We start from the raw sequence: 27000 nt of genomic DNA on the forward strand, positions 1-27000 counted from the left end.
ACCTTCAGAACTTACCGCGCGCGCCGGCTTACGCCGTCGCCCCCTCATCGCCTCGCAGTCGCTCGGCACTTCTCCCCGCTGGGGAGAAGAGGAACCCGTCACCTTCCGCCGCCCCATCATTCCATGCTACCCTTCCCGCCCATGACCATTGCCGTTCCCACTGAAGATTTCGACTGCCAGAGTTGCGGCGCATGCTGCAGCTATTCCGAGGACTGGCCACGTTTTTCTCTGGAAACGGACGAGGAGCTGGAGAAAATCCCGGCGGAGTTTGTGTCCGTCGATCTTGGCGGCATGCGTTGCGCGGACAATCGCTGTTCGGCGCTCGATGGCACGCTCGGCGTTCATGTCGGCTGCAAGATCTACGCGGTCCGCCCGATTGTCTGTCGCACCTGCATGCCGGGAGACGACGAATGCCTGATGGCGCGCCATGCACTGTCGCAGAAGGTCATGCTTTGACCTCCGATCGTCCGGCGTGACTTAGAGATTACCGTATCTCTCGCGGCAAGTGTTACTTTTTTAGGTGAAACATCCGGCCCGACTGTCATTTTACCGGATGGTCATCCGGCGACCCCTAACCTAATTTGCGCCCATCATATCCGGGCATTGTCCGCGCGCCCGACAGCTTCGAAGAGGGATGATTCGATGAGCCAGCCGCACCTGCAACAGACCGCCGAAACTCTGCCCGCTGCCTTCGACCATTTTGCCCCGCCGATTGCCGAGCAGACGCCGCTGCGCCAGGCGATCACCGCCGCCTACCGCCGGCCGGAAACCGAATGTCTGCCGCCGCTGGTCGCCGCCGCCACACTGCCGGAAGACGTCCGCTCGCGCGCCAAAACGACCGCCCGCAAGCTGATCACCGCGCTGCGCGCCAAGCACAAGGGCTCCGGCGTCGAGGGTCTGGTGCATGAATATTCGCTGTCGAGCCAGGAAGGCGTGGCGCTGATGTGCCTGGCCGAAGCGTTGCTGCGCATCCCGGACACCGCGACCCGTGACGCACTCATTCGCGACAAGATTTCCGAAGGTGACTGGAAATCCCATATCGGCGGCGGCAAGTCGCTCTTCGTCAATGCCGCCACCTGGGGCCTCGTCGTCACCGGCAAGCTGACCTCCACCGTCAACGACCGCAGCCTGTCAGCGGCACTGACCCGCCTGATCGCGCGGGCCGGCGAGCCGGTGATCCGCCGTGGCGTCGACATGGCCATGCGCATGATGGGCGAGCAGTTCGTCACCGGCGAGACGATTGACGAGGCGATCAAGCGCGCCAAGCCGCTGGAAGCCCGGGGGTTCCGCTATTCCTATGACATGCTTGGCGAGGCCGCGACGACGGCAGCCGACGCCAAGCGCTACTATGCCGACTACGAGAACGCCATTCATGCGATCGGCAAGGCGTCTGCCGGTCGCGGCATTTATGAAGGCCCCGGCATCTCGATCAAGCTGTCGGCGCTGCACCCGCGCTATGTTCGCGCCCAGAGCGCGCGCGTGATGAGCGAGCTGCTGCCGAAGGTGAAGGCGCTGGCGCTGATCGCCAAGAGCTACGATATCGGCCTCAACATCGACGCCGAGGAAGCCGACCGGCTGGAACTGTCGCTGGACCTGCTCGAAGCCCTGCGCCTCGATTCCGCTCTCTCCGGCTGGAACGGCATGGGCTTCGTCGTCCAGGCCTATGGCAAGCGCTGCCCCTTCGTGCTCGATTTCGTCATCGATCTCGCCCGCCGCTCCGGCCACCGGATGATGGTGCGCCTCGTCAAGGGCGCCTATTGGGATGCCGAGATCAAGCGCGCCCAGATCGACGGCCTCGACGGCTTCCCGGTCTATACCCGCAAGATCTACACCGACATTTCCTACATCGCCTGCGCCCGAAAACTGCTGGATGCCACCGACGTCATCTTCCCGCAGTTCGCCACCCACAATGCCCAGTCACTGGCGACGATCTACGAAATGGCCGGTCCGGATTTCAAGGTCGGCAAGTACGAGTTCCAGTGCCTGCACGGCATGGGCGAGCCGCTGTATGACGAAGTGGTCGGCAAGGCCAATCTCGACCGCCCCTGCCGCATCTATGCGCCCGTCGGAACGCATGAGACGCTGCTGGCCTATCTCGTCCGCCGCCTGCTGGAAAACGGCGCCAACTCCTCCTTCGTCAACCGCATCGCCGATCCCGCCGTTTCCGTCGAGGAACTGATCGCCGATCCCGTCGATGTCGTCCGGGCGATGCCGGTCATGGGCGCGCAGCACGACCAGATCAAGCTGCCGGTCGATCTCTATGCCGGCCGCAGCAATTCGGCGGGCCTCGATCTCTCCAACGAAAATTCGCTGTCGATGCTCTCGGATGCGCTGAAGGCGAGCGCCGCCATCGACTGGACGGCGGCACCGCATCTCTGCGCCGAAAAGCTGCGCGGCGAGGCGCGCCCGGTGCTGAACCCCGGCGATCATCGCGACGTCGTCGGATCCGTCATCGAGACAGCCGAGGACGATGCCCGCCGCGCCGTGGAAATCGCGCTGGCCGAGGGCGCCAGGTGGAACACCGTAGCGCCCGTTGAGCGCGCCCAGTGCCTCGTGCGCGCCGCCGATCTGATGCAGGCGCGCATGTCGACCTTGCTCGGCCTGATCGTCCGCGAGGCCGGCAAGTCGCTGCCGAATGCTATTGCCGAAGTCCGCGAGGCCATCGATTTCCTGCGCTACTACGCCGAACAGGCAACGCGCACGTTTGGCCCTGCCCATCAGGCGCTCGGCCCGATCGTCTGCATCAGCCCGTGGAACTTCCCACTCGCCATCTTCGCCGGCCAGATCGCAGCCGCCCTCGTCGCCGGCAATCCGGTGCTGGCCAAGCCCGCCGAGGAAACCCCGTTGATCGCCGCCGAGGGCGTGCGCATCCTGCACGAAGCTGGCATTCCCGCAGAAGCGCTGCAGTTGCTGCCGGGTGACGGCCGGGTCGGAGCCGCCCTTGTCGGCGCGCCAAACATTGCCGGCGTGATGTTCACCGGTTCGACCGAGGTTGCCCGCCTGATCCAGGCGCAGCTCGCCGATCGCCTCTCCCCCGCCGGCAAGCCGATCCCGCTGATCGCCGAAACCGGCGGCCAGAACGCCATGATCGTCGATTCATCCGCGCTTGCCGAACAGGTGGTCGGCGACGTCATCGCGTCCGCCTTCGACAGCGCCGGCCAGCGCTGCTCGGCGCTGCGTGTGCTCTGCCTGCAGGACGATGTCGCCGACCGCGTGCTGACCATGCTGAAGGGTGCGCTGCACGAACTCGATATCGGCCGCACCGATCGCCTCGCCGTCGATGTCGGTCCAGTGATCTCAGCGGAAGCCAAGGGCATCATCGAGAAGCATATCGAGGCCATGCGTGGTATCGGCGCCAAGGTCGAGCAGATCGCCCTGTCGCCGGCCACGGCCGAGGGCACTTTCGTGCCGCCGACGATCATCGAGCTGAAGCAGCTTTCCGATCTCAAGCGCGAGGTCTTCGGCCCGGTCCTGCACGTGCTGCGCTACGAGCGTGACGATCTCGACCGGCTGATCGACGATATCAACGCCACCGGTTATGGCCTCACCTTCGGCCTGCACACACGTCTCGATGAAACGATCGCGCATGTCACCTCGCGCGTGAAGGCCGGCAATCTCTATGTGAACCGCAACATCATCGGCGCGGTCGTCGGCGTCCAGCCGTTCGGCGGACGCGGTCTCTCGGGCACAGGCCCGAAGGCGGGTGGACCGCTCTATCTCGGCCGCCTCGTCTCCACGCCGCCGGTGCCGCCGCAGCATGCTTCGGTACATACCGATCCGGTCCTGCTCGATTTCGCCCGTTGGCTGGACAGCAAGGGGTTGAAGGCGCAGGCGCTCGACGCTCGCGAAACCGGCAGCCAGTCGGCGCTTGGCATGACGACCGAGCTCGACGGCCCGGTCGGCGAACGCAACATCTATGCGCTGCACCCGCGCGGCCGCATCCTGCTCGTGCCGGAAACCGCGGATGGTCTCTACCGCCAGTTGGCGGCCGTGTTCGCGACCGGCAATGCCGCCGTGGTCGACACCACGTCCGGGCTCAAGGAAGCGCTCTCGACCCTGCCGGCAACCGTCGCCGCCCGCGTGTCCTATACCGCCGACTGGCGCATGGACGTGCCCTTTGCCGGTGCCCTGATCGAGGGCGAGGCAGACCGCGTCCGCGCTGCCGCCAAAAAGATCGCCGCCTTGCCCGGCCCGCTCGTTCTCGTCCAGGCCGCATCATCGGCGGAACTGGAGCGAAACCCCGACGCCTATTGCCTCAACTGGCTGCTGGAGGAAGTTTCCACCAGCGTCAATACGGCGGCGGCTGGCGGCAATGCGAGCTTGATGTCGATCGGGTGAGGCAGGTTTCCGCATGAGATAAAGACCCCACCCGCTCGCTTCGCTCGCCGCCCTCCCCACAGGTGGGAGGGCTGACGCGCGGCGGGCCCCTCGCGACACAGATCGTTCTTTTCGCGGAGAACGCAGCGGGTTATGTCCAGGGGTCTTTTCTCACGGGCAATGGCCCGTCTTCGTTAGCCCCATGCTCCGCATTACTCCATATGCCCCAACGGCACCGACATCACCAGCATCCAGATCGCCATGGCGATCATCATCAGGTTTTCCGTCAATGAGACGAAACCAAGGGGCACATTGCTGCCGCCGCCGACACAGGCGCATTTCAACTCGCGCTTGTCGACATAGACGGCTTTGAAGACAGAGACTGCGCCGATCGTGCCGATGAACAGCGCGACGGGAATGGAGATCCAGTTGAAAGCGCCTGAAATCATCAGGATGCCGGCGCCGGCCTCGGCAAAGGGATAGACATAGCCGTAGCGCACCCAGCGCCGGGCAAGTAGGTCATAGTTCAGGAACATCGTCGAAAAACTCTCGATATCCTGCAGCTTCAGCATGGCCAGGATCGCCATTGAAAAGGCGATGAACCATTCCGCGGCCCGGATGGTCAGGACCGTGCCGAAGCTGGCATAGCTCGTCGCCAGCGCCATCAGCGCCGCAATCGCAAAGACAGCGAGCACCGGCCGGTAGGTCACGGCCTTGGGATCGCGGACCGGCTTGCCGAAGAAGCAGCGCGTGTCGTCATAGCCGCCGATCCGGTTTGCGTCGATGAAGACCTGGGGTGTCGTCTTCACGTCATGCGCGGCCTTGAACGCATCCGTTTCCTCACGCGTTTTCAGCCAGTGATCCTCAACCACATAGCCCTGACGCTCCAGCAGGTCCTTGGCCTTGAGACCATAGGGGCAGGTGTGTTTCGGCATCACCATCCGATAGAGAATGGCCTTGCGGTGCGTGGTGTCGAGCATGATGCAGTCTTTCATTGTGTTGGATTTCAACCGACTGCACCCCATATAAGTTCCGTACCATAGTACGGAGTCAAGAATGTCGGCCATGACAATTTCAAAGCTTGCACACGAAGGCGGCGTGGGTGTGGAGACCGTTCGTTACTACCAGCGGCGCGGCCTGCTGGAATTGCCGGAGCGAGACGGCGGTGGCGGGTTGCGCGGCAATGTCCGGCGCTATGGCGAGGCCGACATCCGTCGCCTGCGCTTCATCCGCTCGGCGCAGGCCGCCGGCTTTACGCTGGAGCAGATCGGCGAGTTGATCGAACTCAATGCGACGGAAGACAGGGCGCGGGCGCGAACCTTTGCCCACCAGCGGATCGCGGCGCTGGATGAGAAAATCGCCGAGCTTCAGGCGGCCCGCAACGCGCTGCACCGGCTGGCGCATGATTGCGCCCATGGCAAAGCCGGTCCCTGCCCGATCCTGACCGCTTTCGATGGCGATTGAGGGAATTGCCGGGACGCCGTTGCTCGGCTACATCAGCGCAACATGTTTACCCTTCGTACCACCGAAAGCTTCAGCCAGGACGTCAAGAAGAGCCGCTTCATCGCGATCCACGGTCCCGTGGCCGACGAGCAGGAAGCGAAGGATTTCATTGCCGTTCATTCCGATCCAGCGGCAAACCACAATTGCTGGGCTTGGCGCATCGGCCAGCTCTATCGCTTCAACGACGATGGCGAGCCGAGCGGCACCGCCGGCAAGCCGATCCTGCAGGCGATCGACGGTCAAGGACTGGACCATGTCGCTGTTGTCGTTATCCGGTGGTTCGGTGGCATCCTGCTCGGCAGCGGCGGGCTGATCCGCGCCTACGGCGGCACCGCCGCAATGGGATTGCGCGCGGCCGAAAAGACAGAGGTCATCGAGACCGATGGCGCGACGATCACCTGCGACTTCTCCGATCTCGCCATCGTCAAGGCACGATTGCTGTCGAATGGTGTCATCATATCGGCGGAGAATTTTACCGGCACCGGCGCGATATTCGACGTGCAGATGGCCAAGCCCCTGCGCGAGACGGTCAGGGCTCTGGTTCGCGATCTCACCCGTGGGCGCGCCGAGATTCGCTTTGAGGACGAATAGGCTTTCACCTCCGTCATATTAGGCTTAGAAAGCCCCGCTAAACAAAATTGCGTGTCACATCGCAGGCGAGGAACCCACTATGAAAAACAGAATTCTGGGGCGCACTGGCGCCACCATTTCCGAAATCGGCTTCGGTGCCTGGCAGATCGGCGGCGCCTGGGGCGACGTGTCGGAGGAAGACGGCAAGCGGGCGCTGAATGCCGCGCTCGACGCCGGCGTCACCTTCATCGACACGGCTGACGTTTATGGCGACGGCCGCTCGGAAAAGATCATCGCATCCGTTCTGAAAGAGCGCGGCGGGGAAAAGCCCTTCGTCGCCACCAAGGCCGGCCGCCGGCTGAACCCGCATGTGGCCGATGGTTATACCGGCGCCAATATCGAGGCTTTCATCGACCGCAGCCTCGCCAATCTCGGCGTCGAGACGCTCGATCTGGTCCAGCTCCATTGCCCGCCGACGGAGGTCTTCTATCGCCCCGACATGTTCGGCGCGCTCGACGATCTCGTCGTCAAGGGCAAGATCCGCAATTACGGCGTCTCGGTCTCCACCGTCGAGGAAGCGCTGAAGGCGATCGAATATCCGGGCGTCGCGACGATCCAGATCATCTACAACATCTTCCGCCAGCGCCCGCACGGCGTGTTCTTCGAGCAGGCGCAGAAGAAGAATGTCGGCGTCATCGTGCGCGTGCCGCTCGCCTCCGGCCTGCTCTCCGGCAAGATCACCGCCGACACCAAGTTTGCCGACGACGATCATCGCAAGTTCAACCGCAACGGCGAATTCTTCGATGTCGGCGAGACCTTTGCCGGCGTGCCGCTCGACGTTGCGCTCGAGGCTGTCGAGCAGGTACGGCCGCTGGTGCCGGAAGGTGCCTCCATGGCCCAGTTCGCACTCGCCTGGATCCTTCAGCGCAAGGCCGTATCGGTCGTCATTCCCGGCGCGCGCAACGAGACACAGGCTCAGGCCAATGCCGCCGCCAGCGATCTTGCGCCGCTGTCGGCCGACGCGCTGTCGCAGCTGGCCGATATCTATGAACGGCTGATCAAGGTGCATGTTCACCAGAAGTGGTAACATCAGAGCCGCGCTGAGACCCAGCGCGGCTCAGCTTGCTGACAAACCCTACGGGCCTTCTTCCTTGGTGTCAGATTCACGGAACGTCTCTGAATCGAAAGGTGAACGGATTGGAATCAAAGAAGCTGCGCCGAGACCCCAAAGGGGTTTGTCAGCAGTCTGAGCCGCGCTGAGACCCAGCGCGGCTTTTTTGTGACAGGAGGCCACCGATGCCGGATCCCTTCCATCTCGAACGTTTCGTCGAGGCGCAAGCCGGCATCCATGATACCGCTCTGTCCGAACTGACCCGCGGCCGGAAAATGACGCACTGGATGTGGTTCGTCTTCCCGCAGCTCGCCGGCCTTGGCCTGTCCGCCATGGCGCAACGTTTTGCGATCTCGGGAAAGGCCGAGGCGTCCGCCTATCTCGCCTATCCGTTGCTCGGTGCGAGGCTTCTTGAATGCACGCAGGCGGTCAATGCCGTCTCAAGCCGGACGGCGCACGAAATATTCGGCAGCCCGGATGACCTGAAATTCCGTTCCTCGATGACGCTGTTTGAAACCGTGGCAGTGGAGCCGGCCCCCCTCCGCATCGCGATCGACCGCTTTTTCGGCGGCGAACCGGACCGGAGGACCCTAGCCCTGCTCGCGGCTGAGAGACCGTCGGCTACATTCCGGTGAAAAGAACCACGGCAACCACCATCGCGACCGTCAGGATGCTGCCAACGGTCAGGGCGTAGGCGATGCCGTATTGGAAGGGTCTCATGCCTTGCTCCCTTGAGGCCGGATCATTGTCAAAGTAGCGCGCGGCGGTTAAAACGCCAGCAAACAAGAACATTCTCGGGCTAAAGGGCGATGACGTTTGATCTGGCCAAGGTTTGGGCTGGTCCATCGACGATCAGGCGCGACAAGGCGTGAGACCGGGCGTATAGAGGATAATCCCGGGACTTCCCCGAACCTGGCCCTTGCCCGAAGTCGAAATGCCCTATTTCCTCCACGAAGGCTGGCAATCGATAATGTCGCAGGTCGTTGCGGCCATGACGGTACATCCGTCATGACATCGATGTCGAAATCGCATTTCGAAAGCGGACGATGAAACAGAACGAACTGATCAAGCGCCTGACGTCGCTGAAGGAACCCAACCGCGGGCTCGACGGCGAGATCGGCCTTTTGCTCGGGTATACCCGGAGCCTCAAGGTCGAGATCCATCCGAAGTCGAAGAAGGAAACCAGCAAGGCCATCTGGCATACACCGGCCAAGAAGGAATCCAAGCTTCCCTACTATACGAAATTGATGAACGACGCCTACAAGTTCGCCCAAACCGCTCTGCCCGGCCAGGTCGGCGGCTTCAGCTGGGACAGCAAGGGCGGCTCCGCCCGCATGGGCAAAGGCCCTTACATCACCGCCGCCAACCCCGCCATCGCGCTCTGCATCGCGGTGCTTGGCAATATGCCGGAGAAGGAAGAGGAGATTGAGACTGAGGTGGAAACGGACGCGGGAATGGAGTGATTGGTAATTGTTGAGCGCGCAGGAACGCATGCGACAATGCGTCTGGAGACGCGATCATTCAAATATTTGAATAGACAGAAGAAAATGGCGCACCCGAAGAGATTCGAACTCCTGACCCCCAGATTCGTAGTCTGGTGCTCTATCCAGCTGAGCTACGGGTGCGTGTCGCTGCGGCGGTGAACCGCTTGCGTGGCGATCCTCTAAAACGTCCCATCGGGGATTGCAAGCGAATTTCCGCAAAAAGTTTTCTTTTTGCGCGAAACGTCCGATTATGCCTTTGAATCCGTGGAAAGATTCCTTTCACACAGCTTTCCATATGCCGTGGCATGCATCTTTCGCGGCCCGATTTCCAAAGGCTGGCGGTCAGTGGCGCGCCTTGGAGCGGAAGGCGTCGAGCGGCACCGGGCGGTCGGGCAGTTCGATGCGAAACAGCGTGCCGGGCGTGGCCTTCTCGACCAGCGCGATCGTGCCGCCATGGGCGAGCACCAGTTCGCGGGCAATCGCCAGACCCAGTCCGGTTCCGCCGGAACGCGCCGAGCCGCGGAAGGCGGCAAACAGGTTTTCGCGGGCCTTTGGTGCCATGCCGGGGCCGGTATCATCGACGGAGATGCTGACGACGCTGCCGGTGCGCATGGCCGAGACGCTGATTATTCGCGGAAGACCGTCGGCCGGATCGTTCATCAGCGCCTGTACCGCGTTGCGGCAGATATTGTGGACCACCCGAAACAGCTGCTCGCTGTCGGCATCCACCTGCAGATCGTCGGGGATCTGGATATGGAACTCGATGCCGGCATTGGGGTCGATGGCCAGCATGTCGCCGACATCGCTGACCAGCGGCCGCAGACGCAGGAAGCGGCGGTGCGGCTCGGGCTCGGTGGTACGGCCATAGGAGAGGACCTCGGTCGTATAGCCGACGGCGCGGTCGATGGTGCGCAAAAGCGTCGGGGCAAAGCGCTTGACGATGGGGTCATCGACATCGGCGAGACGGTCGGAGATCAGCTGCGCCGAGGACAGGATATTGCGCATGTCATGGTTGATCTTGGAGACGGCAAGACCGAGGTCGGCAAGATTCTTCTGCTGCTTCAGGGTCTTTTGCAGTTGCTGCTGCATCGCCGCCAGGTGCTGGCCGGCGATCGACAGTTCGTCGCGGCCGGGCGCCGGTTCGAGCACGCGGCCGGGATCCGAGGGTTCGGCGGAAAATTCCTGCATATTGCCCGTCATCCGGCGGATCGGCACGATCATCAGCCGATTGATGGCGAGGAAGATCAGCGTTGCGGTGAACAGCGAAATGGCGATCGACAGGAAGAACACGTTGCGGGAATAGACGAGCATCGCCTTGCGCAGGCTCTTGTCCGACATCACCACCTCGATCACGGCATCGCTGTCGCCGACCGGCCCGTAGATCCGCACGACCTTGTCGCCGCCGAACAGCAGCGTGTCGAAGGCATCGCGAATGGCGACAAGCGGCGTCATCGCCGCGACGTCGTATTGCGCGTCGATTTCCGGCGGCATGTCCACCGCCGCGATCAGCCGCGATTCCTCCTTGCGGCGCAGGACGATCGCCTTGGTGCCGGTCGCCATCAAGGTTTCCTCCTGCACCAGGCGGGGCAGTTCCACGCCCTGCAGTCCGTCAACGACCACCCCGGCGGCGGCGGCGGTGTTGAGCCGGTCTTCCAGCCAGCGGATGCGCATGTTGGCGACCGACGGCACGAAGATCAGCACTTCGGCGAGCATCACGAAGAAGACGGTGAGAAGCAGCAACCTGCCGGACAGGCCGCGAAAGACGCCCACCTTCGCCAAGTACGGGCGTATAGGGGACGGGTTCGCCGCCGCGGTTTCTGTCGTGTTTGCTGCCATGTCGATGTTCCGTCGCCCTAACCGAAACGCCGCAGAAACCGGATGATCGCCCGGACGAACGGCTTTCGCGTCATCGGCGTATAATAGGTGATGACGGCGCGCTTTCCAATCTCCGTCATCGTCGGGTAGGGCGCGATGACATTGCGGACATGCCTGAGCCCCTGACGGTTGGCGATCACCATCTGCCACATGTTGATCATCTCGGCGGCACCCTTCCCGACAATGCTGACGCCGAGAACCCGGCCGCCCTGGCCGGCGATGATCTTGATCAGGCCGGTCGTCGTCCGTTCCGCCTGTGCGCGGTCGTTCTCCGAGTAGGGCCAGCGCAGGACATCGACATGGCCAAAACGCCGGCGTGCCTCGTCTTCGCCGAGACCGACGGAGGCGATTTCCGGATCGGTGAAGATGGCGCGCGGGATGATCTTGCGGTTTTCCCGCGCCGGCAGCCGGAACAGGATTTCGCGCAGCACCAGCGAGGCGTGATAGCTGGCCATATGGGTAAATTGCGGCCCACCGGCCACGTCGCCGATCGCATAGACGCGCCGGTTGCCGGTGCGCATGCGATCATCGACCGCGATGCCCGCCGCTGTCTCGCCGATACCGGCCGCCGAAAGCTCCAGTCCGGCCGTATTGCCGCGGCGTCCGGCGGCGAGCAGCACGGCGCTGCCTTCCACCATATGCGCGCCATCGCCGTTTTCGCATTGCAGCCAGACGCCATGCGCGGTCTGCCCGGCGGCGAGCACATGCGTGTTTTCGAAAAGCGTGATGCCTTCGTCGCGCAGCCGGCCGGTGACGATACGCGTCAGTTCCGGGTCCTCGCTGGAAAGCGCTTCGCGCACGTCGATGACGGTCACCTTCGCCCCCAGCCGCCGATGCGCCTGCGCCATTTCCAGACCGACGGGACCTGCGCCGATGATCAGCAGATGCTCCGGCAGCTGCTTGAGGTCGAACAGGCTTTCATTGGTGAGATAGTCGAGCTCGGCAAGGCCGGGAATCGGCGGCAGGATGGTGCTGGAGCCGGTGGCGATGACGAAGCGGCGAGCGCGGATGGAAAAGCCGCCGGCCTCCACCGTGTCGGCATCGAGAAACCGTGCCTCGGCCTTGATGACCCGCACGCCCATGGCGGTGAAGCGCTCGACCGAATCATTCGGCGCGATCGCGGCGATGACCGATTGTACATGCGCATGCACCTTTTCGAAGTCGATGACCGGTTCGCCGGCGATGACCCCGAAGGCGGCGGCCTCGCGAACGGCATGCGCGTGCCTGGCCGCGGCGATCAACGCCTTGGAGGGAACGCAGCCATGGTTCAGGCAGTCGCCGCCCATGCGATCGCGTTCGATCAGCACCACCGGCACACCGAAGGCGGCGGCACCGGCAGCAACCGACAGGCCTGCGGAACCGCCGCCGATCACGCAAATGTCGGGAGACAGGATGTTGATCGTGGGTTCAGTTTCTTCCGCCATGGGCAGCCGACCGCTTTTTCTCTCGTACAAATTGCACGATCAGCGGCAGCGCGGCAATGACGGCGAGAGCCATCAGGGCGAATGTCGTCTCGGGAACGAGAAAATCGGAGAGCATCAGCGGCTGGTCCCTGCTCGCCGCGTCCTCGATGACCCGTTCGCATCCCCTGCCAAGCCAAGTGTAAACGAAGGTCCCGGGAATGATGCCGACGATGGTGGCGGCGGCAAACGTTCGCAGGCTGACGGCGAAGAAGGCCGGTGCGATATTGACGACGAAAAACGGGAAGATCGGCGCCAAACGCAGGACCAACAGATAACTGAAGGCGTTCTTCGAAAAACCCTGGGCGAAACGGCCGAGAAACGGCCCTGCGCGCTGCCGCAGGATATCTCCAAAGGCGGTGTGGGCAGCCGCGAACAACAGGCACGAGCCGACCGTCGCCGCAACGACGACGATGATGCCGCCGGTCAGCCAGCCGAACAGGAAGCCCGCGAAGATCGTCAGCACCGATGCGGCTGGAATGGAAAGCGCGACGACCGCGACATAGACGAGGAAGAACAGTGCGGTTGCGCGCAGCGGATAGGCCGCGACGAAATCGTGCAGCACCTGTCGCTGGTTAGCCAGCCAGTCGAGCGAGACATATCTGTGCAGGCCCAATCCATAGGCGATGCCGAGTCCGGCGAACAGTAGGAGGAGCGGCGTCATCCGGAAGGCAAGGGAATGCACCGGCTGCGCCGGCAGGTTCTCCGCCGTCGCCACTTGGCCTCCCCTGTCGGTATCCTGCTGCTTCATGCCATCCCGTCTCTTCGTTGCCGAGCAGCATTAGTCGGAAAGCGTTGACGGGACCAATAACGAATGATCGCGCTCAAAAACGTCGCCGTGATCGAGAGGCCAAAACGCAAAGCCCGCGACGAACGGGGATCGCCGCGGGCCTGTATTCGGGCTCTCTCACCGAGAGGCGGATCAGAATTCTTCCCAATTGTCCCTGGCGACCGCGGCGCTTGCGGCAGCGCCACCACCGCCGAAGGCACGGGCAACGGTGCCCATGATCTTGCGGGCCGGCGATGCAACCGGACGGGTGGTCTCGCGGACCGGCGCGACAGCGGCGCGGCGTGCTGTTGCGCCGTCGTCGAGCTTGAAGTGCGAGATCAGGCGGGCCAGGCTGTCAGCTTCGCTGGACAGCTTATGGGTCGCGGCATTGGCCTCTTCCACCATGGCGGCGTTCTGCTGGGTCACCTGGTCCATCTGGTTGACGGCGGTGCTGACTTCGCCCAGGCCCGTCGATTGTTCGCGGGCGGCTGTCGCGATCGAATGGATATGATCGTTGATCTTCAGAACCCGCGCTTCGATCTCGCCGAGCACCAGGCCCGTTTCCTGCACCAGCTTGACGCCGGTGGCAACTTCCGAACCGGATTTCTCGATCAGGCCCTTGATGTCCTTGGCGGCACTTGCGGCGCGCTGGGCCAGTTCACGAACTTCCTGGGCGACCACCGCAAAGCCCTTGCCGGCATCACCGGCACGCGCGGCTTCGACACCGGCGTTGAGCGCCAAGAGGTTGGTCTGGAAGGCAATCTCGTCAATGACATTGGTGATCTGGCCGATCTCGCTGGAAGCCTGCTCGATGCGGCCCATGGCGTCGACGGCATTGCGCACGACTTCACCAGACTGCGCGGCACTCTGCTTGGCCTCGGTGACCATGACGGTCGCTTCCTGGGCGCGGTCGGTCGAGTTGCGAACGGCAACCGTAATCTCTTCGAGCGCAGCCGAGGTTTCCTCGAGAGCGGCGGCCTGCTGTTCCGTCCGCTTGGACAGGTCGTCGGCGGCTGAGCGCAGTTCGCTCGAATTGCCGTTGATCGAGTCCGTCGTGGTGCGGACTTCGCGCAGCGTGCTTTGCAGCGTCGACAGCGAGTCGTTGACGTTCTGTTGCAGTTCGGCGAAGGCGCCCTGGAAATTGCCGGACATGTTCCGCGTCAGGTCGCCGATGGCGAGGCTGGCGATGACGCGGCGCGTCTCGTTGATGCCGCTGTTGACGCTGTTGACCAGTTCGTTGACGCTGGCAGCGAACCGGTTGAGGTCGTCGTTGCCATAGTCCTTGTCGATGCGCTGGGTGAAATCGCCGGCGACGGCGGCCGAGACCACGACCGCGATGCTCGACTGAAGATCGGCGCTTTTCTGACGCAGGCCGCTTTCCTGGGCGTTCAGTTCGCGCACGGCAAGGCCGTTGCGCTTGAAGACTTCGACGGCGCTGGCCATTTCGCCGATTTCATCCTTGCGACCGGCAAAGGGCACGTCGGCATCGAGGTCGCCATCGGCCAGGTGCTTCATCGTGCCGGTCAGTTGCAGGATCGGCTGGCTGAGCTTGGTGCCGATATAGACGGCAATACCCGTACCGATGGCAAGGCCGAAGCCTGCGGTCAGCAGAACCAGCCAGATCATCTTCTGCTCGATCGAATTGACTTCGACCTGGATTTCATCGAGCGCCGTGCGGTCGGTCTGAACGATGGCGTCGATCTCGGCCTGAAACGCCTTGCGATTGGCGCGGTTTCCTTCGTTGTTGCCCTGCTCGTTGGCCGCCTGCGGCGAAACTTCCTGGCTGAGACGCGCGGTTTCCGTGCGGAAGGTGCGGAACTCGGCGGCGCGCTTCACCACGGCATCGAAGGCCGGTAGCTGCTCGGCCGGAACCAGCGGGCGCCATTGGGTGAGCAGCGTGTCGATCTTGTCGAGATTCTTCGCCAGGCCTTCACCGAAGGTCTTTGCCTTTTCGCTCGTGGGTGCCGCGTAGATCCCGCGCGCTTCCATGACGACGGCGGTCACCAGGCGGTTGAGATGCTCACCGTTGAAGGCACGGTCCGAGGCATTGTCGAACTGCACGAGTTTGGTGTTGTACTGGGTGATAACGGTCAGCGCGATACCCGTCACGACCAGTGCAATCATGCTCATCACAGCGACAATAAGGTAAATCTTGCCTCGAATTTTCATTGCTAGTGTCTCCTTTGAGCAGCCAGGATGGCGGGAGGTGGCAGCCCAGCTTGCTCGTACAATATCGATCGACACTACGCCGACGATGGTTAACGAAGCTCTTCGGCGCAATGTCAAATTATAATGGTCCGGCATTAGCAGTTTGTTTATGCTCATACATTAAGATCTGCTAACTTCACCGTTCAGGTGAACACCATCAGACATCGGCCGGCACGCCTTGCGGATACGAAAAATCTCCGCAACCGCCAAGAAATCCAGCTTTTCCACGGCAGCAATTGACTTTCGCGGGCCTTTGCACTTATAAGCCGCCCACGTCCGGACAAGTCCCCTTGCCCTGTGCAAAGTCGCGACCGGAACGTAACGCTCCCTTGCTAAGAAGCAAACCCAAGAAGGGCCGCACACCGCGGTATTAAAATAAATGACGAAGCGTACCTATCAACCGTCCAAGCTTGTTCGCAAGCGCCGTCACGGCTTCCGTGCACGTATCGCCACCAAGGGTGGTCGCAAGGTTATCGTTGCCCGCCGGGCACGTGGCCGTAAGCGTCTGTCGGCTTAAGGCCGTCTGGCGCGTGCCGCGTCTTCGCGCAGTCAACCTCGCGAAACCTGTACGCGCAGCCTCGCGGCGCCGGAGCATCCTTAAATCGTCCCTGTGGACGTCGGATGCTCCTGCTCCAAGAAGGAGCGCGGGCGAATGACATCACCCAAGCATAAATCGACTGCCGGGCGGCTGAAAAGCCGGCCGCAGTTTCTTGCCGTTCGCAAGGGAGAGCAGCGGAAAGGTCCGTTGATCCTGCTTGAAGTTCTTGATCGCGGCGAACCGGAGACCGCGCCACGCGTCGGTTTCACCGTCACCAAGAAGCACGGCAATGCCGTCGAGCGCAACCGGATGCGCCGTCGCCTCAAGGAGGCCGTGCGGCTTTCCGCCGGATTTGCAATGAAGCCCGGACATGACTATGTGGTTGTCGCCAGACGCGACGTTTTGAGCGCCCCCTTCGCACGGATCAAAAAGATCCTCGGCGAGCGCATCGAAAACAAGCAAAAACATTCACGGCCCCCGGCCGCTCCAGGAAAGAATGATGGAAAATAACCGCAACTACTTCGTGGCGATCGCCCTGTCGGTGCTCATTCTGATCGGCTGGCAGTTTCTCTACGTCAATCCGAAGATCGAGAAAGACCGCATCGCGACGGAAGCCCAGCAGGCGCAGACGCAGGCTGCAGCGCCGGCGACGGGCGATGCGGCGAACACCGCCCAGCCGACGAACGGTGCGGTTCCTGGCGCCGTCGAGACCCGCGATCAGGCGGTCGCGAAGTCTGCCCGCGTGACTATCGAAACGGCGGCGCTTAGCGGTTCGATCAACCTGACCGGTGCCCGTTTCGACGACCTGAAGCTCAAGGAATACCACGAGACCGTCGACGACAAGAGCCCGCTGATCACGCTCTTCAGCCCTTCCGACACGCAGGACGGCTATTTCACCGAAATCGGTTATATCGGCAATGCCGAGACTGGCGCTGTTCCGGGACCGACCACGGTCTGGACCGTCAAGAGCGGCGACAAGCTGACGACGGCGACTCCGGTCGTCCTGACCTTCACAAATGAGAAGGGCATCGTCTTCGAGCGCACGATCTCGATCGACGACCATTTCATGTTCCAGATCACCGACAATATCACCAATGGCACCGCCGCTCCGGTTTCGCTGTCGACCTATGGCCGCGTCACGCGCTTCAACAAGCCGACGACCCCGAGCGTCTACGTTCTGCACGAAGGCTTCATCGGTGTGATCGGCGAGCATGGCCTCAATGAAATTGCTTATGGCAAGGTCGAGAACGACGTGCCGGTCAAGCATGAGAAGGCCACCTCCGGCTGGCTCGGCATTACCGACAAATACTGGGCCGCCGCCATCGTGCCGCCGCAGACGACCCCTTACGAGTCGAAGTACGAGCACTTCACCGATGGCCGTCCGCGCTTCCAGGCCGACTACAAGCAGGACGCCGTGACGATCGCGCCCGGCCAATCGCTCGATGTGAAGACCCTGGTTTTCGCCGGCGCCAAGCAGGTTCCGCTGGTCGACGGTTATGAGACGTCCTATTCCATTCCGCAGTTCGACCTTTTGATCGACTGGGGCTGGTTCTACTTCATCACCAAGCCGATGTTCAAACTGATGGACTTCTTCTTCCGTTATTTCGGCAATTTCGGCGTCGCCATCCTGATGACCACCATCGTCGTCAAGCTGCTGTTCTTCCCGCTTGCCTCCAAGCAATACGCTTCGATGGCAAACATGAAGAAGGTTCAGCCGAAGATGGAGGAATTGAAGAAGAAACATGGCGACGATCGCATGGCGCTGCAGCAGGGCATGATGGCCCTCTACAAGGAAGAAAAGATCAATCCGATCGCCGGCTGCTGGCCTATCCTTCTGCAGATCCCGGTGTTCTTCGCGCTCTACAAGGTGATCTACGTCACCATCGAAATGCGCCACGCCCCGTTCTTCGGCTGGATCCAGGATTTGTCCGCCCCAGATCCGACCTCGATCTTCAACCTGTTCGGCCTTATCCCGTTCGAAGTGCCGCATATGCTGCTCATCGGCGTCTGGCCGCTGGTCATGGGTATCACCATGTTCCTGCAGATGCGCATGAACCCGACGCCGCCGGATCCAACCCAGGCGATGCTGTTCACCTGGATGCCCGTGGTCTTTACCTTCATGCTGGCAAGCTTCCCGGCCGGTCTCGTCATCTACTGGGCCTGGAACAACACGCTGTCGATCGCCCAGCAGGCCTTCATCATGAAGCGCCATGGCGCCAAGCTCGAACTGTTCGACAATCTCAAGGGATTGTTCGCCAAGAAACCCAAACCGGCCGAATAGGCCGGACGGAGCTTCAAGTCTGCATTAGGCCCCGGATCATCTCCGGGGCTTTTGTCGTTCGGGAGGCATGTTGATCAGGTGACCCGGGTGCGGTCTCTTTCCGAAACGGCGCGGCTGAGCTACAGCGCGAGGGATTTGCGACAGGCATTTGTCGCGAATCTCCGCGCCCCTTTTCAAGATCGCCTCTACACTTGCCTGACCGCAACCCGGATGCCCGCCATGTCGCAACCCGCCGCCCTGCCGCAAGCTCCGAGCATGGGACAACAGAGTTCCCCGCAAGGCATCATCCTCGTGCTCGGCTCGGCCATCGCCTGGAGCTTCGGCGGCGCATTGGCACGCTTCCTCGACATCACCGACAGCTGGACTGTGGTCTTCTGGCGTTCGTTGTTTGCCGCCCTGTTCCTGATCGGTTTCATGCTGCTACGAGACGGGCCGCGCGGCACGGTCCGGCTGTTTCGCGGCATGGGTCTTCCGGGCATCGCCGTCGGCCTCTGCTTCGCCACCGCATCGACGTCGTTCATCCTGGCGCTGGCCTATACCACGGTTGCCAATGTCATGCTCATCCAGGCCGGCGTGCCGCTGATTGCCGCGCTGATCGGTTGGCTGGTGTTTCGCGAGCGCATCTCGATGCTCACCTGGATCGCCATCGCGGCTGTTATCGGCGGCGTCGCCATCATGGTCTCGGATTCGCTTAGTGGCGGCGGCTCATGGATTGGCGACGCGCTCGCCGTGCTGATCGCCTTCGTCTTCGCGCTCGCCACCATCATCACCCGACGCTATGCCCATGTGCGCATGACGCCGGCAACCTGCTTCGGCACCATCGTCGCCGGTGGACTGGCGGCGGCCATGGCGTCCGGCTTTGCCGTGACGCTGCCGGAACTTGGTGTCCTCGTTGCCTTCGGCGCGCTGAATTTCGGCCTGGGGCTTGCCCTTTTCGTCACCGGTGCCCGGCTGATCCCATCTGCGCTTGCCGCCCTGCTCGGCACGGCCGAGACCGTGCTCGCCCCGCTCTGGGTGGCGCTGATCCATGGCGAAATCCCGAGCGTCAACACGGTGATCGGCGGCACCGTCGTGCTGGTCGCGCTCCTCTCCTATCTTACCGTCGAACTGTGGAGACAGCGGCGCGCACCCTGAGGAAATGGTGAAAATCGCAAGTTTCCTTGACAGGGCGGCGCAAAACCCCGAAGTCCTCTGACAAAGCAAGGACAGGACCACCATGACAAACGACAAGCCACAGGACGACAAGCCCCTTTTCGGGCGGCCATGGATTTTCATTCGCGGCGTGCCGTCGATGAAATTCCTGCCGCCGGAAGGGCCGCTGGAAATCGCCTTTGCTGGCCGCTCCAATGTCGGCAAGTCGTCGCTGATCAATGGTCTCGTCGGCCAGAAGGGTCTCGCCCGCACGTCCAATACGCCGGGCCGTACCCAGGAACTCAACTATTTCGTGCCGGATGGCTATTCCGGCGACGCTGGCGACCTGCCGCCGATGGCGCTGGTCGACATGCCCGGTTACGGTTATGCCCAGGCGCCGAAGGAACATGTCGATGCCTGGACCAAGCTCGTCTTCGACTATCTGCGTGGCCGCTCGACCCTGAAGCGCGTCTATGTGCTGATCGACAGCCGCCATGGCATCAAGAAAAACGACGACGAGGTGCTGGATCTGCTGGACAAGGCGGCCGTCTCCTATCAGGTCGTGCTGACCAAGACCGACAAGATCAAGGATCCGGCCGTGCCGAAGCTGATCGCCGAGACGCTGGAAAAGATCAGGAAAAGACCTGCCGCCTTCCCGGAAGTGCTGTCGACCTCGTCGGAAAAAGGCCTTGGCATCGAGGAACTGCGCGCCGCGATCAAGGTGGCCATTTCAACCTGACTTCGAACCGGAAAAATTCAGGCAGCCGCAGCCGGCTTGAAGGTCATTGCCATGCCGTTGATGCAGTGACGCATGCCGGTCGGCTGCGGGCCATCGTCGAAGATATGACCGAGATGGCCTCCGCAACGGCGGCAATGGCATTCGACCCGCACCATGAACAGCGACGTATCCTCGCGCTTGCCGATGGCATCGGGCAGCGCTTCCCAGAAGCTCGGCCAACCGGTGCCGCTGTCGAATTTCGTTTCTGACGAATAGACGGGCAGGTTGCAGCCGGCGCAATGAAAAATGCCTTTGCGCTTCTCGGTGTTGAGGGCGCTGGTGAAAGGATGCTCGGTGTCCTCGTGGCGCAGGATCCGGTATTGCTCCTCGGTGAGCATCGCCTTCCATTCCGCGTCCGTCTTCGTCACCTCGAAGGTTTCGGCAGCAATGGATTTCGGCGCGAAGCCGCGAAACATCGCCGCTGTTACCAGCGCCGTGCCGGAGATCAGAAAAAAACGACGGCTTGTCATGATGTTCTCCCGTGCAGTGAAGGCCGATGGCGCTTCGTTGACATCAAGCTAATGTTCTATCCCGTAGGCGGCAAAACAATTGCCGATCAATCCCGCGTGAGCAACGGCTTAAGTGGCATGCAAAAAGGCCACCGGCGAGTGAAAGCCGGTGGCCTTCAGGCCGGGGAGGATTGATCCCCGGCCCGGAGCCGAAAATGCCAAGCTGCATCCGGCTCCCAAGGCTTCGTGAACGCTGATCAGGACTTCGGCAACAGGACCTTGTCGATCACATGGATGACGCCGTTCGACTGCTTGACGTCGGCGATGGTGACATTGGCGACACCGCCGGTTTCGTCGGTCAGCGTAATCTTGCCGCCATCGGCCTTGGCCTTCAGCACGCAGCCGCCAACCGTCTTGACGTCATGCGTGCCGCCATCGTCGGCCACCATCTTGGAGATGGCGTCGGACATGGCATTGGCCGCGACCACATGGCAGGTCAGGACCTTGGTCAGCATATCCTTGTTTTCCGGCTTCAGGAGTGTGTCCACCGTGCCGGCCGGAAGAGCCGCGAAGGCGTCGTTGGTCGGTGCGAAAACGGTGAACGGACCGGCGCCCGACAGCGTCTCGACCAGACCGGCTGCCTTGACGGCGGCAACCAGCGTCGTGTGGTCCTTCGAGTTGACGGCATTTTCGACGATGGTCTTGTTGTCGTACATCGGCGCACCGCCAACCATCGGATTTTCAGCATGGGCGGCAAGGGTTCCGGCAGCCAGTATCGAAGCGACGGTGACCGTGCGCAGCATGGACTTGAACATGTCTATTCCTTCCTGTTGATCTCTTTGACCCGCAATGCGGGCTCTCCCGTTTTCTGGAATTCGCGTTCTCTGCGCAGAGGACAGAACAAGGAACGGAAGGTTTGCAAAAAGAGTTTCAGGAAATTTCCGAAATCAGCAAATACCTAAAATCGCTTGTTTATGTTCGGACAAACAAAAAATGCCGCGCAGCAATTTGCGCGGCATTCAGACTGCTGATAAAGTCATTTCCTTACGCCGCTGAAGGTCGCTTGGGTCATTCTGCGGCTACCATTTCCTCCGTCATTCCTGTGCTTGTCACAGGAATCCAGCCAGCCCAAGTCCTTGGGCTGAAAGAGTCTTTTGACCCGACGGACGTCGGGTCGCTGGATCCCCGCCACAAGGGCGAGGATGAGGGAGAGCGGGGGATGCCACGTCCTCAAACAATCAGCTTTGGAGTTTGTCAACAGTCTGAATGCCGCGCAGCAATTTGCGTGGCATTATGTAATTTACTACGTACCAAGAAAGGAGAAAAGCCTTATGGCAGTCGTGTCTTTCCGACAGCGACGACAGGCCCGGTCGCCTTTCCCGTTGGCGAGCCGCCGAACGGCTCGACGCTGACGGCAAGGGTGACGCCTTCGCCGAACTTGGAGCGCAGTTCCGGCGGAATGATGACCTCGCCTTCGCCGGTCTGCGGCAGGATACCGATCGATCGCGCCGGATTATCCCCTTCGATCAGCCAGAGTTCCAGCGACTTGGCTTCGGCCTGCCTCGCGGCGACGGGCGTTACTTTCAGCGCGCCGCTGCCGGCATCATAGTGCGCCAGCAGATTGATGGTGGCGCTGCCTTCGCCTGAAAGTTCCGCCACAAGCGGCTGTATCTGGTTCTGCGGCGTCAACACGCCCGAAGAGAAGGTCGCGACCGTGACAAGGGCGGCGACGGAGGCAAGCGTCAGCACGCGCCAGACCGCCAGGGATCTCCAGAGCCCGGTCGGTGCGACAGCGGCGGCAGCCTTGGACTGCTCGGCGAACAGCCGGCGCTCTACGGTTGCAAGCACCTTCGCCGGCGGCGTGATCGGCTCATAGGCATCGTCGAACGAGGTAAGGTTGCTCTGCCAATGATCGACCATGGCGGCAAAAGTGCGATCGAGAACCATGCGCGCCTCGACCTTTCGCCGGTCATCGGCCGAGAGAACACCGAGCACATATTCGCCGGCGATCACCTGGTCGCGACGGGAATCTCCGCTTTCGGGGTTCTGTGTGGTCATCGCTCCATGCACTCTCTCAGTTTCAAAAGGCTGCGGCGCAGCCATGTCCGCATCGTATTCAGGGGCGTACCAAACATCTCGGCAAGCTCCTGGTAGCTCAATCCCTCGACATAGGCCTTGCGCACGGCATCGGCGCGATCGGCTTCGAGTTCGTTCATGCAATTGTCGATCCGGCGGCCTTCCGCCCGGTTGATAGCGGTCCTTTCGGGATCGGGCGCAGAATCCGCCAGATCATAGGCTTCGTCAATCGTGTTGGCCACCGGCTTTCGCGCCCGGATGTGATCGATCGCATGATTGCGCGCGATCGCCGACAGCCAGGACATCGGATTGGTCTCGCCGGATGCATAACGGTCGGCGCGCTGCCAGATCTTGATGTAGATTTCCTGCAAGGCCTCTTCCGCTTCCGTCCTGTCCCTCAGGATACGAACGCAGATGGCAAAAAGTTTCGGGCTGGTCAGCCGGTAAAGGTCAGAGAACGCCGCCCGGTCCTTGAGGGAAACCCGGCCGATCAGTTTGGAAATGTCGTCTGTGGCCATGAATGGTTCCGGTCTTCGTCCGTCGGCGCGACCATAGAGCACAATTTGAGGGATAAAAAGGGTGCCGCCGAGATTAAGAAGACGGCGCGGCGAGCGCTGTCACATCACCTTTATCTTTCAAACGGATCATTCCCTCCGCCGAAAACTTGCGCTAAACAGCAGCCGGCTATTTCAGAGGTATCTTCCATGTCCGCATCCGAAAGCGAAATCCAGGCCAACCTTCTCGCCAAGGCGCTGCCCTATATGCAGCGCTACGAGAACAAGACGATCGTCGTCAAATATGGCGGCCACGCCATGGGTAATCCCGAGCTTGGCAAGGCTTTCGCAGCGGACATCGCACTTCTCAAGCAGTCCGGCGTCAACCCGATCGTCGTCCATGGCGGCGGCCCGCAGATCGGCGCGATGCTGACCAAGATGGGCATCGAATCGAAATTCGAAGGCGGCCTGCGCGTCACCGACGAGAAGACGGTCGAGATCGTCGAGATGGTTCTGGCCGGCTCGATCAACAAGGAGATCGTCGCGCTGATCAACCAGACCGGCGAATGGGCGATCGGGCTCTGCGGCAAGGACGGCAACATGGTCTTCGCCGAAAAGGCCAAGAAGACCATCAAGGATCCCGACAGCAATATCGAGCGCGTCCTCGATCTCGGCTTCGTCGGCGAGATCGTCGAGGTCGATCGCACGCTGCTCGATCTGCTCGCCCGCTCGGAGATGATCCCGGTCATCGCGCCGGTGGCGCCGGGCCGCGACGGTCATACCTACAACATCAATGCCGACACGTTCGCAGGCGCCATCGCCGGCGCGCTCAACGCCACCCGCCTGCTGTTTTTGACCGACGTTCCCGGCGTGCTCGACAAGAACGGTGAGTTGATCAAGGAACTGTCGGTCGCCGAGGCGCATGCGCTGATCAAGGATGGCACGATCTCCGGCGGCATGATCCCCAAGGTCGAGACCTGCATCGAGGCGCTTGCCCGCGGCGTCGAAGGCGTCGTCATCCTCAACGGCAAGACCGCCCATTCGGTGCTGCTCGAGATTTTCACCGAGCACGGTGCGGGGACGCTGATCGTTCCGTGAGGAAATGGCGACAGGTCGACAGGGGCTAGGGTCGGCTTGTGGATTTTACGTTCGGCAGGCACCGCCCCCACTTCCGTCATTCCTGTGCTCGTCACAGGAATCCAGCCACGCGACGTCCGTCGCGTGAAAGGAGTCTTTCAGCGGCGCGGACGCGCCGCTACTGGATCCCCGCCACGAGGGCGAGGATGACGGGAATGGAGATTACCCCCGAAACTCATCCCGCCTGATAAACAGCTTCCGCCTGCCCCTTCAGCCATTCGATCATCGCCCGGTACGGCCCCGGCCCATAGCTGATGCGCGCGACACCCAGTTCGGCCATCGCCTTCACTTCCATGCCCGGCCGCATCATGACATTGACCGGCAGCGAGACCGCATCGCAGACCTGTTTGATCAGATCGGGGTTCGACAGCCAGGGCACGAAAAAGCCGTCAGCCCCCGCCTCCGCATAGGCGGCGGCGCGCTCGATGGCCTCTTCGATCAAGGACGGGTGACGCGCTTCGTCGGAGACTTTCAGGAACAGATCGGTGCGGGCATTGATGAAAAAGGGGATGCCCTTCTCGTCAGCCATCGCCCGGATGGCCTTGATGCGCGCCGCCTGCGCCTCGATCGTGTGCAATCCGCTGCCGCCGACCACCTGGTCCTCGAAATTGATGCCGACGGCACCGATATCGATGATCCCGGCGACGTTCCGCGCCGCCTCGTCGGCCGTGTCGGAATAGGCGCCTTCGAAATCGATCGAAACAGGCAGGTCCGTTGCCGCTACGATGGCGCCCGAAATGTCGACCAGTTGCTGCAGCGGAATTTTCTGCCCATCGCCATGACCGTTGGCGGCCGCGACCGACCAGCTTCCGGTCGCCAACGCCTTGGCGCCCGATTCGGCGATCGCCTTCGCCGTACCGGCATCCCAGATATTATAGAGCACAACCGGATCGCCCTTGCGATGCAGTGCGGCGAACGCCTTTGCCTTGTCGATCTGGTTCATCACCTTTGCTCCAAAAATGCTGCACGACATTCATGCCACGAACGGCATGCCGGGCGCCAGACCGGACGGAGGTTCTATTTCCACATCAAGAGCAGCAAAATACCCGCAACAATCAACAGGCATCCAGCGGTCTCCATCCGGTTGATCCGCTCTCGGAACAGGAAGATCGAGGCCATAAAGGTGAAGACCAGCTCGATCTGGCCGAGTGCCCGCACATAGGCGACCTGCTGCAACGTCATCGCCGTGAACCAGCAGGCGGAACCCGTGACCCCAGCGAAGCCCACCAGCGCCGACGAGCGCCAAGACCGCGCCACGCGGCCGATCTCGCTTTTGTCCTTGATAATCATCCAGACCAGCATGAACGCGGTCTGGAACGTGGTGACGCAGGCAAGCGTGACAGCTGCCTGCATCACAGCGTTCGGCCCGTCCAGCGACAGGGACGCCGAGCGGTAGGCAACCGCCGAAATGCCGAATACGGCGCCGGATGCGATGCCGATCAGCGCGGTCCTGCCGGTCAAAGCCACCAGCAGATTGCGCCAGGACAGCGGCATGCGCGCCACCGAGATCATCATCACGCCGATCACCCCGACGATGATGGCGGCAATCGCGCCCGGCGTCAGCCGCTCGCCGAGCAGGATGAGGCCGAAAATCGCCGCCTGCACCGGCTCGGTCTTGGAATAGGCCGTGCCGACGGCGAAATTGCGCAGTGAAAACAGATAGACCAGCAGGATCGTCGCGAAGATCTGCGCCAGGCCACCGAGCACCGCCCAGAACGCGAAGGCGCCATTCAGCGCCGGGAAGGCATAGCCGGCGATATAATGCAGGCCCATCACATAGGCGATCGCCAGCGGAAAGCCGAAGCCGAAGCGCACGAAGCTCGCGCCGGTGGTGCCCAGCGAACCCTGCAGATGCTTCTGCAAGGCCGAACGCAGGTTCTGCATGAAGGCGGCGGTGATGGTGATTGCGATCCAGGCTTCCATGCCTTGCCGCTATCACGAGCATGCACGGGAATCCATCACGCCGGCGTTACAGTTGGCGCAAATTGTTTGAAGCATGACAGACACAGCGCGGAAATTACCTTTTGCCGCCGTATTTCCCTTTTGCGCCGGCCGCCGCCCGTGGCATAAGGCGGCCATGACAAAGCTCGACCGCCTGCCGACCAAAGCCGACTTCGCAGATGTCACCGACTGGGTGTTCGATCTCGACAACACGCTCTATCCGCACCACGTCAATCTGTTCTCGCAGATCGACCGCAACATGACGGCGTTTGTCGCCAGCCTTTTGCAGATGGATCCAGTCGAGGCCAAGGCGCTGCAGAAGCAGTACTATCGCGATCACGGCACGACGCTGCAGGGGCTGATGATCCATCACGGCATCAACCCCAACGATTTCCTCGAAAAGGCGCATGCCATCGACTACAGCGTCGTGCCGGCCAATCCGGCGCTTGGCGAGATGATCAAGGCGCTGCCCGGCCGCAAGTTCATCTTCACCAATGGCAGCGTTCCGCATGCGGAAATGACCGCGCGGGCACTCGGCATCCTCGATCATTTCGACGATATCTTCGACATTGTCGCCGCCGATTACGTGCCCAAGCCCGCCGGCGATACCTATGACAAGTTCATGAGCCTGCACCGGGTCGATACGAAACACGCCGCCATGTTCGAGGACCTGCCGCGCAATCTGGTCGTGCCGAAAGCGTTGGGCATGAAGACCGTGCTGCTGGTGCCGCAGAATTTCGAATATGAGTTCGCCGAGGCTTGGGAAAAGACCGACGAAGACAACAACGATGTCGATTTCATCACCGAGGATCTGACGGGCTTCCTCAGCAGGCTGGTCGCGTAAGGCGACGGCTACGCTCAAACACAATTCGGACACA

Annotated in this window: 25 protein-coding genes and 1 tRNA gene; 14 read left to right on the forward strand and 12 right to left on the reverse strand. The window is 61.9% G+C overall.

The window, feature by feature from the left end:
* Positions 1 to 141: 141 nt before the first annotated feature.
* Both ACST81_RS21610 and putA read left to right on the forward strand, forming a co-directional pair.
* Complete coding sequence (locus ACST81_RS21610) at positions 142 to 456, forward strand: YkgJ family cysteine cluster protein (protein ID WP_438750482.1); 315 nt, start codon at positions 142 to 144, stop codon at positions 454 to 456.
* 186 nt (positions 457 to 642) lie between these two features.
* Positions 643 to 4338, forward strand: a complete 3696-nt coding sequence (putA, locus tag ACST81_RS21615) for a trifunctional transcriptional regulator/proline dehydrogenase/L-glutamate gamma-semialdehyde dehydrogenase (protein WP_438750483.1) — start codon at positions 643 to 645, stop codon at positions 4336 to 4338.
* Positions 4339 to 4529: 191 nt separating this feature from the next.
* Here putA and ACST81_RS21620 read toward each other — a convergent pair whose 3' ends face one another.
* Entirely contained in the window at positions 4530 to 5297 is a 768-nt protein-coding gene (locus ACST81_RS21620) for a MauE/DoxX family redox-associated membrane protein (protein ID WP_438750484.1), read from the reverse strand.
* 76 nt (positions 5298 to 5373) lie between these two features.
* Here ACST81_RS21620 and ACST81_RS21625 point away from each other — a divergent pair, with 76 nt between their 5' ends.
* The 5 genes from ACST81_RS21625 to ACST81_RS21645 all read left to right on the forward strand — a co-directional run bounded on the left by ACST81_RS21625 (position 5374) and on the right by ACST81_RS21645 (position 8964).
* Positions 5374 to 5781 (forward strand): MerR family transcriptional regulator, encoded by a 408-nt coding sequence (locus ACST81_RS21625; protein WP_438750486.1) that lies wholly within the window; start codon positions 5374 to 5376, stop codon positions 5779 to 5781.
* Between the two features lie 42 nt (positions 5782 to 5823).
* Entirely contained in the window at positions 5824 to 6411 is a 588-nt protein-coding gene (locus ACST81_RS21630) for an IMPACT family protein (RefSeq protein WP_438750488.1), read from the forward strand.
* A 79-nt stretch (positions 6412 to 6490) separates the two neighbouring features.
* On the forward strand, positions 6491 to 7477 hold the full coding sequence (locus ACST81_RS21635; RefSeq protein WP_438750489.1) for an aldo/keto reductase: 987 nt from the start codon (positions 6491 to 6493) through the stop codon (positions 7475 to 7477).
* A 209-nt stretch (positions 7478 to 7686) separates the two neighbouring features.
* The gene (locus ACST81_RS21640) at positions 7687 to 8136 is read left to right on the forward strand and encodes a DUF1810 domain-containing protein (protein WP_438750491.1); all 450 of its coding nucleotides are present in this window, start codon (positions 7687 to 7689) and stop codon (positions 8134 to 8136) included.
* A 411-nt stretch (positions 8137 to 8547) separates the two neighbouring features.
* Complete coding sequence (locus ACST81_RS21645) at positions 8548 to 8964, forward strand: hypothetical protein (protein ID WP_438750492.1); 417 nt, start codon at positions 8548 to 8550, stop codon at positions 8962 to 8964.
* A gap of 85 nt (positions 8965 to 9049) precedes the next feature.
* Here the strand turns inward: ACST81_RS21645 and ACST81_RS21650 are convergent.
* The 5 genes from ACST81_RS21650 to ACST81_RS21670 form a co-directional block, all read right to left on the reverse strand.
* Positions 9050 to 9126: transfer RNA gene (locus ACST81_RS21650), tRNA-Arg, on the reverse strand.
* Positions 9127 to 9327: 201 nt separating this feature from the next.
* The gene (locus ACST81_RS21655) at positions 9328 to 10821 is read right to left on the reverse strand and encodes a sensor histidine kinase (RefSeq protein ID WP_438750493.1); all 1494 of its coding nucleotides are present in this window, start codon (positions 10819 to 10821) and stop codon (positions 9328 to 9330) included.
* A 17-nt stretch (positions 10822 to 10838) separates the two neighbouring features.
* Entirely contained in the window at positions 10839 to 12284 is a 1446-nt protein-coding gene (locus ACST81_RS21660) for a dihydrolipoyl dehydrogenase family protein (protein ID WP_438750494.1), read from the reverse strand.
* Positions 12268 to 13071, reverse strand: coding sequence for a TVP38/TMEM64 family protein (locus ACST81_RS21665; RefSeq protein WP_438750496.1), 804 nt, complete (start codon positions 13069 to 13071; stop codon positions 12268 to 12270). The genes ACST81_RS21660 and ACST81_RS21665 overlap by 17 nt, the downstream gene beginning before the upstream one ends.
* Positions 13072 to 13242: 171 nt before the next feature.
* Positions 13243 to 15258 carry a methyl-accepting chemotaxis protein gene (locus ACST81_RS21670; RefSeq protein ID WP_438750497.1) on the reverse strand — a complete coding sequence of 672 codons (2016 nt, stop codon included), beginning with the start codon at positions 15256 to 15258 and terminating at the stop codon, positions 13243 to 13245.
* A 418-nt stretch (positions 15259 to 15676) separates the two neighbouring features.
* Between ACST81_RS21670 and rpmH the strand changes: the two genes are divergently transcribed.
* The 5 genes from rpmH (at position 15677) to yihA (ending at position 19986) form a co-directional block, all read left to right on the forward strand.
* Positions 15677 to 15814, forward strand: a complete 138-nt coding sequence (gene rpmH, locus ACST81_RS21675) for a 50S ribosomal protein L34 (protein ID WP_037104763.1) — start codon at positions 15677 to 15679, stop codon at positions 15812 to 15814.
* 135 nt (positions 15815 to 15949) lie between these two features.
* Positions 15950 to 16345, forward strand: a complete 396-nt coding sequence (rnpA, locus tag ACST81_RS21680; protein WP_438750499.1) for a ribonuclease P protein component — start codon at positions 15950 to 15952, stop codon at positions 16343 to 16345.
* Complete coding sequence (gene yidC, locus ACST81_RS21685) at positions 16332 to 18116, forward strand: membrane protein insertase YidC (protein WP_438750500.1); 1785 nt, start codon at positions 16332 to 16334, stop codon at positions 18114 to 18116. Before rnpA ends, yidC begins: the two co-directional genes overlap by 14 nt.
* Positions 18117 to 18335: 219 nt before the next feature.
* Entirely contained in the window at positions 18336 to 19250 is a 915-nt protein-coding gene (locus tag ACST81_RS21690) for a DMT family transporter (protein WP_438750502.1), read from the forward strand.
* Positions 19251 to 19332: 82 nt separating this feature from the next.
* Positions 19333 to 19986 carry a ribosome biogenesis GTP-binding protein YihA/YsxC gene (gene yihA, locus ACST81_RS21695; RefSeq protein ID WP_438750503.1) on the forward strand — a complete coding sequence of 218 codons (654 nt, stop codon included), beginning with the start codon at positions 19333 to 19335 and terminating at the stop codon, positions 19984 to 19986.
* Between the two features lie 17 nt (positions 19987 to 20003).
* Here the strand turns inward: yihA and msrB are convergent, their stop codons facing one another.
* From msrB to ACST81_RS21715, 4 genes are all read right to left on the reverse strand, one after another.
* Complete coding sequence (gene msrB / locus ACST81_RS21700) at positions 20004 to 20495, reverse strand: peptide-methionine (R)-S-oxide reductase MsrB (RefSeq protein WP_438750505.1); 492 nt, start codon at positions 20493 to 20495, stop codon at positions 20004 to 20006.
* Positions 20496 to 20731: 236 nt separating this feature from the next.
* On the reverse strand, positions 20732 to 21289 hold the full coding sequence (locus ACST81_RS21705; protein WP_438750506.1) for a fasciclin domain-containing protein: 558 nt from the start codon (positions 21287 to 21289) through the stop codon (positions 20732 to 20734).
* Between the two features lie 514 nt (positions 21290 to 21803).
* Positions 21804 to 22532: an anti-sigma factor gene (locus ACST81_RS21710; protein ID WP_438750508.1), complete on the reverse strand. Its 729-nt coding sequence runs from the start codon at positions 22530 to 22532 to the stop codon at positions 21804 to 21806.
* Positions 22529 to 23068, reverse strand: coding sequence for a sigma-70 family RNA polymerase sigma factor (locus ACST81_RS21715; protein WP_438750509.1), 540 nt, complete (start codon positions 23066 to 23068; stop codon positions 22529 to 22531). The genes ACST81_RS21710 and ACST81_RS21715 overlap by 4 nt, the downstream gene beginning before the upstream one ends.
* A gap of 186 nt (positions 23069 to 23254) precedes the next feature.
* On the opposite strand from ACST81_RS21715, the gene argB reads away from it, so the two are divergent.
* Positions 23255 to 24142, forward strand: coding sequence for an acetylglutamate kinase (gene argB / locus ACST81_RS21720; protein ID WP_062582936.1), 888 nt, complete (start codon positions 23255 to 23257; stop codon positions 24140 to 24142).
* Between the two features lie 214 nt (positions 24143 to 24356).
* Here argB and ACST81_RS21725 read toward each other — a convergent pair whose 3' ends face one another.
* Both ACST81_RS21725 and ACST81_RS21730 read right to left on the reverse strand, forming a co-directional pair.
* Positions 24357 to 25124, reverse strand: coding sequence for an isocitrate lyase/PEP mutase family protein (locus ACST81_RS21725; RefSeq protein ID WP_438750510.1), 768 nt, complete (start codon positions 25122 to 25124; stop codon positions 24357 to 24359).
* Positions 25125 to 25198: 74 nt separating this feature from the next.
* Positions 25199 to 26104: an EamA family transporter gene (locus ACST81_RS21730; RefSeq protein WP_438750511.1), complete on the reverse strand. Its 906-nt coding sequence runs from the start codon at positions 26102 to 26104 to the stop codon at positions 25199 to 25201.
* Positions 26105 to 26258: 154 nt separating this feature from the next.
* Between ACST81_RS21730 and ACST81_RS21735 the strand changes: the two genes are divergently transcribed.
* Positions 26259 to 26966 carry a pyrimidine 5'-nucleotidase gene (locus ACST81_RS21735; protein WP_438750513.1) on the forward strand — a complete coding sequence of 236 codons (708 nt, stop codon included), beginning with the start codon at positions 26259 to 26261 and terminating at the stop codon, positions 26964 to 26966.
* Positions 26967 to 27000: the final 34 nt, after the last annotated feature.

The sequence above is a fragment of the Pararhizobium sp. O133 genome (genome assembly GCF_051669845.1).
GTDB lineage: Bacteria > Pseudomonadota > Alphaproteobacteria > Rhizobiales > Rhizobiaceae > Pararhizobium.